The 4,571-nt window shown below is 45.9% G+C and carries 2 protein-coding genes and 1 pseudogene; 1 reads left to right on the top strand and 2 read right to left on the bottom strand.

Features of this window, described 5'->3' with window-relative positions; translation table 11 throughout:
- Window positions 1–205: 205 nt before the first annotated feature.
- Complete coding sequence (locus AB4263_RS23950) at window positions 206–2,350, top strand: GGDEF domain-containing protein (RefSeq protein WP_372099017.1); 2,145 nt, start codon at window positions 206–208, stop codon at window positions 2,348–2,350.
- A 69-nt stretch (window positions 2,351–2,419) separates the two neighbouring features.
- Here AB4263_RS23950 and AB4263_RS23945 read toward each other — a convergent pair whose 3' ends face one another.
- Entirely contained in the window at window positions 2,420–4,099 is a 1,680-nt protein-coding gene (locus AB4263_RS23945; RefSeq protein WP_372099016.1) for a BatD family protein, read from the bottom strand.
- A 2-nt stretch (window positions 4,100–4,101) separates the two neighbouring features.
- A pseudogene (locus AB4263_RS23940) lies at window positions 4,102–4,571 on the bottom strand (hypothetical protein); the annotation flags it as partial.

Raw genomic sequence — 4,571 nt, 5'->3', positions numbered from 1 at the left:
GCCTCCTCCTACTCGATTGTCTAAAAAATCCCCAATGTCGATGTGATTTTGGGCAGAGAATCCCATTTTTGTCGTCCTTCTCATGCTTGTGATAATGTTAAAGGTGAAACTGCGACCCGCTTAACATCTCATTTTCACTTACATTGATTGCATATCAAGCCTTCTGTATTTTTGCTTTATTCTTAATCGCCAATGGAAGGAAGCTGTGCCTGTTAAAGCCTTTGCAAAACAAATATCTGCGACACGCGACCATCGTCTGTTGGCTGAGTCTCTTTTTGACTATCTGGTTAAGGTACTTACTCCAAAAGGGATAGGAATATTTGCTGAACCGACGCCGGAGAGCGACGCATTACCGATTTTTTCTTATGGCGACCTAACCTCATTGGCGAGCTACCCCTCTACATTTTGGCCGTGGGTCTCACAGTTTGATACCGCAGACGGGGTTTTGCCAATGGCTATCAACACCTGCAAGTGGGAACACATGAAAGTGCTTGGTGGGGAGTCGTTTATCATGATGCTCGACAACGCACCTGCCTCCAGAACTTATTTAATTGTTCAAAATTGCAATGCTGAGAAGGTTAATCAAACCTTTGACCAAGATCTTGATGTGTTACAGCTCGCGGCTGCCCGTTGGCAATGTATTCGTGCCGAAAAGAACGCGGCGCTAGAAATCAAACACAGAGACACACGTGAAGCTCAATACTTAGATGAGATAAAGTTACGTGAGCTGTTTGTAGAGAACATGAAGCTGGTTCATCAGGTCGCGCTTGAGCTTTCTAACCCTGAGTCACTCGATGCTTTGTATAAAGCATCGGTTGAGGCTGTGCGAGACAGGTTAGGGTTTGATCGTGCGATCTTCATGTTGCTTGATATGAAAAAGCGTTGTTTCAGCGGCACTTATGGCACTGACGAAGCGGGTAAAACCAACAGTGAACACCACACTCAATACGATTTGCACCAACTTGAAGCGGAATACATTGAAGCGCTGTCTGATAACCATACTAATCTAGTCATCATCGATAATGCGCCCCTGTATACAGAAGGTAAGGTGGTCGGGCAGGGGTGGAATGGCATGCTTATCTTGCATGAAGGCGACAAACCTGTCGGCTGGATCGCCATGGATAACTACATTCATCGCTCACCGATTACTAACTATCAAAAGCAGATGCTTGAGTCTTTTGGCTCTTTGCTTTCTCAAATCTATATTCGCAAGCGCCAAGAGCAGAACATACGTATGTTGCACTCGAGTATGGTTGAGCTGTCCCGATGCGATAGCGTCAGTGAAGTCTGTAAGTCCGCGGTTAGTTTTGCGATTCAACATCTAGGTATCGATCGACTGGCTGTTTTCCTAACAGACAAAAAGTGCAGTTACATGCAAGGTACTTGGGGCACTGACATCAAAGGCGATATTGTCGATGAGTCCTATTATCGCTCTGAGCTGGTGGAACGTGACATTGTAGCCGCAGCTCGTGCTTGCCCTAATCAAGTTGCCTTTGAAGAATCAGTTCCTATCTACCACGATTTCAATATTGTGGGAGTCGGTTGGACGGCAATGACCATGCTCACCACCAATACGGGTGAGCCGATTGCGTTTATCGCTGCTGATAACCTATTAACTCGCAGTCCTTTAACCTCACAGCTTCGTGAGGTAATACGTATCTTTGCTTCGAGCCTTGCTGAGGTGCTGCAAAGAACCATGGCTCAAGAAGAACTGAAAAAGCTCAATGAAACATTGGAGCAAGAAGTCAGTAAGCGTACCCAAGAGCTAGAGTTGGCGAATGAGCAATTGGATATCATTTCTAAGCTAGATCCTCTTACGCGCCTTGGAAACCGCCGTATGTTGTCGCAGGTTCTAGAAGACTTGAACGGTGACGATCAAGGTGCCTTTGCCTTACAGAACGAAATTACATTTGGCTTGATTCTTGTCGACCTCGACCACTTTGGTTTGTACAACAGTGTCTATGGTCATACTGAAGGGGATGCGGCTCTGAGGACGGTAGGTGAGATACTGAATGCCCATGTTCACAATGATAAAGAAACCTTCTGCCGGATTGGCGGAGAGGAGTTTATGTTGTTGATGATTGGCACGAATCACTCAGAGACAAAGCAACGTGCAGAGTCGATTAGAAAATGCATTGAAGAGGCAAAAATCCTGCATTGTGAAAGTAGTACCAGCCCATATTTAACGGCATCCGTTGGCTATGCCTCGATAACGTCTGACCAGCATCAGTTCGATTTTGATTTGTTGTATGGCAAGGCAGATAAAGCCTTGTATCAAGCCAAAGACTCGGGGCGAAATCGAATTGTTTCTGCCTTAAAACGTAAAAAAGTCACAGCCTCTCTTTCTTAAAATAAAGGCCGTTGATCTCAAGATGATCAACGGCCTTTGTGCTTTACTGTTCTTGATGAACAGCGTCGACTAAAGATTTTCTAGCGAACTATTATGCTTTTTACTCGCAACTCTCTTGGGCTTCTTCACCGTTTTGATTGCCAGCTCAGGGCTCCATGTTTGGGCTGGTGAACCGGCTTCACCATAAAGGCTTTGGTTTAGCTTGGTGAGTTCGGCTTCAACGGTTTGTAACGTCTCATCACTTAGATCTGTATTTTCAGATTTCCATTGCTCAAATAAGGTTCTGGTCATCACGCCATCTTTCGTTCTTAGAGCTTCAATAAGCGCTTCTGCGGTATCTGATTGACGTTCAACAGTGTGTGTTGGTGTTGTCGTTACGCCGCGGCGTGACCAGAAGTAGAATGCCAATGCTGAGCTGATTAGCCACAAAGCTGCAAATAGGGCGGTGAGATATGGCCAGATCCCAGGGCTATCCACAGTAACAACCGTCGGGTTTACTTGTTGGGCGGGCGTAGCAGTTACTGGTGGAGTGCTTGACGTTGCGCGATCACTTGCTTTTACCGCTAACTCTAGCCCCTGCGCTTTGCTTGTTTGTTCTGATTGCAAATCGGTGTTAAACCAAGCTTGAGACACATCAGGAAGCGAGATGTTTCCTGCCTCTTTCGGAATCAAGACTTGCTTGTAAACAACGACAGAATCACCTGACTGAGTTGTGCCAAATTGCGGCTTCTCTTCATAAACACGTACCGAATTAGGGTAGGTGATATTCAGTTTTGGCAACTGGTGTTGCGTTAAGTTGCTAGCCGTCATCGTGATGGTACGAGTTAACGAATCACCCGCTTCCATTTCAATGGTTTGGTTGTCGCCTTCTAAACCATTACTATTTCCCAGTTGATTGCCTTGGCTATCTGACCATTGTTGAATCAGTTTGAAGTTTGATGTTGGTAACCACTCACCTTGGTAGCCTTTTGGTACGTCCTTCACAGTTACATCTAAGATTTCAACGGGCGTGTCGAGCTGGAACAGACGCGTTGTACTGGAGTTGTTGGTTGAGTAAACAACGGCTCCATTCAGCTTCGGTCCATTCAGCTTAAACTGTCCGGCCTTTTGTGAAGAGATACGGAAAGACTGTTGAACTACCGTCACCTCTTGTCCATTGAGAACATCTTGAAATTGCTTCGATTCACCAATAGGTTCCACATCTAAGCCCGGCGAGCTCGGTGGCGCTATTTTAGGATCTTGCAGCCTTCTTGGGTCAGCTTTGATGATGAGTTTTACATCAAGCTCAGCCACTTCTTCTGGGTACAGCGAGTTCTTGCTGAGATTAAGCTGGAACTCTGCCATATCATGTTGAGTTGGAGCGGCTTTGTTAATTGCAACATTGATGGTGATAGGCTTGGTTTTTGCCCCTTCAATATCAAAACTCGGGATTTGCAACTTACCCAAACGCAGTGGAGCAAGGCTAATGTTCCATTCACTTGATACCGAACGGCTGCCATTGACGATTCGCATCGACGACCCAAAGTTTGGTGTGCCAACATAGAAATCCTGCTGGAGCGCTGTTAGATCTAGAGCATCAGAGGAGACCTTTTCATCGGTTGCAACTCTAAGAAGGAACACTTCATCTTTGGTGACACTGTTATGTGAAACGCTCGCCACGGCGTTTGCAGCCAATACTGAGAAGGACGAGAAAGCTCCCAACAACAATGTTAGGAGTACGGATAAAAATGGCTTGTTTAAAAATCGCATGGTTACCACTTTTTGTTCTGGTTGTTAGGAGCACTTTTTTGTCGTGCTTGTAAAATCATTTGCGCTTTAAGCAGTTGGCTCGGGTCACGGGCGCTTTCTACTTGCTCAAGTTTTCGCATGTCAGGGTCGCTCGACAGAGGTTGATCTGAGGTTTGTGCTACAGCTTGCTGACTACTTTGCTCACCATCTTCTTTTGAAGCTTGTTGTGCGCTAGCACTTTGAGGTGTAGCGCCTTCTTGGTCACTCTGTTTCGGCTGATCACTGTTACTTTGTTGCGTGGCTTGCTTGTCGTCTTGTTTAGACTTTTCAGAGTCAGAGTGATTTTCAGGTTGGCCTTGAGATGAGTTTTGGTCTTGGCTACCGCGTTGATCTTGGTTACTGCTTTGATCTTGTGACTTGCCATTGTCAGCGGAGCTTTGTTGTTGATCCTGAGAGCTTTGCGAAGAATCATTTTGCTGACCTTGCTGACCTT

Source organism: Vibrio sp. 10N.261.55.C5 (assembly GCF_041470505.1).
Classification (GTDB): Bacteria; Pseudomonadota; Gammaproteobacteria; order Enterobacterales; family Vibrionaceae; genus Vibrio; species Vibrio crassostreae_C.
The sequence above is the reverse complement of the archived record's forward strand: the minus strand, read 5'-3'. Positions and strand labels throughout refer to the sequence as shown.

What these genes read in the sequence shown, in the direction of transcription:
- AB4263_RS23945 (WP_372099016.1), bottom strand. Translation starts at nt 4,099, where the DNA reads ATGCGATTTTTAAACAAGCCATTTTTATCCGTACTCCTAACATTGTTG.